The organism is Nonomuraea recticatena (assembly GCF_039533245.1).
Classification (GTDB): Bacteria; Actinomycetota; Actinomycetes; order Streptosporangiales; family Streptosporangiaceae; genus Nonomuraea; species Nonomuraea roseola.
Window position 1 is genome coordinate 1 of the sequence record NZ_BAAATE010000117.1, and the last position, 1092, is coordinate 1092.

Annotated in this window: 1 protein-coding gene; it reads right to left on the bottom strand. The window is 66.8% G+C overall.

Annotation, left to right across the window (positions count from 1 at the left end):
- Positions 1–970, bottom strand: a 970-nt coding sequence (locus tag ABFX50_RS50615) for an IS630 family transposase (RefSeq protein ID WP_346158456.1), incomplete at its 3' end; no start/stop codon positions are given.
- Between the last annotated feature and the right edge of the window lie 122 nt (positions 971–1092).

Genomic DNA, 1092 nt, shown 5'->3' on the forward strand with positions numbered 1-1092 from the left:
CGGTGTGGTTGGGATGGTGAGAGTTGCTGATCACGAACGTGCGCAGAGGCCCGAACTGCGCTTCGATCGGGTTGGCCCAGGAGGCGTAGGTCGGCGTCAGACACAGCTCGACCTTGTTCCTGGCGGCCCACGCGCGAATGGCCGGGGTGGTGTTGGCCGACAGGTTGTCGCAGATGACGTAGATCGGCGCGCCGTCGGGGCGGGCCTTGCGGATGCTCTTGAGCGCGGCCAGCGTGTTGGAGCCGCTCTTGCGCTCGCGGACGATGCCCCACAGCTGGTCATCGCCCAGGCTGTAGCAGCCGTGAAAGTAGCGCACACCCTGGTCACGCCGGTAGGTGGCCGGCCAGCGTTCGGGTCTGCCCTCGCGCGCCCAGCCCGAGCCGGGCTGCGGCCGTATCGACAGCGGCCCGAACTGATCGAAGGCGAAACACCGGTTCGGAAAGCGGGTGGTGACCTCCTCGATCCGGTCCAGCTTGGCCTCACGATGGGGGTCGGTGGACTCCTTCCAGGTCCGGGTGCGCTGGAAGGAGATCTTGTGCTCGCGTAAGTACTGCCGCAGCCGCTCCCGGCCGATCACCACGACATGGGTCGGGTTGTCGGCCAGATAGGCAAGGAGTTTGCGGATGCTCCACCGGGTGAAGGGACGACCCAGCTTCTCGGGCCGGGTGGTGGCCGTCCGGGCGATGAAGTCCTCGTCATCGCTGGTGATGCGGCGGGGACGGCATCCCGCCCAGTTAGGGTCCAGCGCGGACAGGCCCCGCTCGTTGAAGGCGTGGATGACATCACGCACGGTGTCCTCATCAGCCGCGACCAGCTGAGCGATCGCCGCCACCGGTGTCCCGCTGGCCGACGCCATGACGATCAACGCCCGCCGTACCCGGATCGAGTTGTGCTTACCGCGCCGGACCAGCCGCTGCAGCGTTTGCCCTTCATGGTCGGACAACCGCCGCGCCCGCACAGGCTCGGCCATCGTGCTCCTCCTCCATTGATCGCTTCGGTGTCGATACGACAGTGGAGGGCAACCAGTACGGCCAGCGCAAGCAGAACAGCGCTGTTCCTCGAGCCGGTGAACCTATGTGGTCACCGCACTAG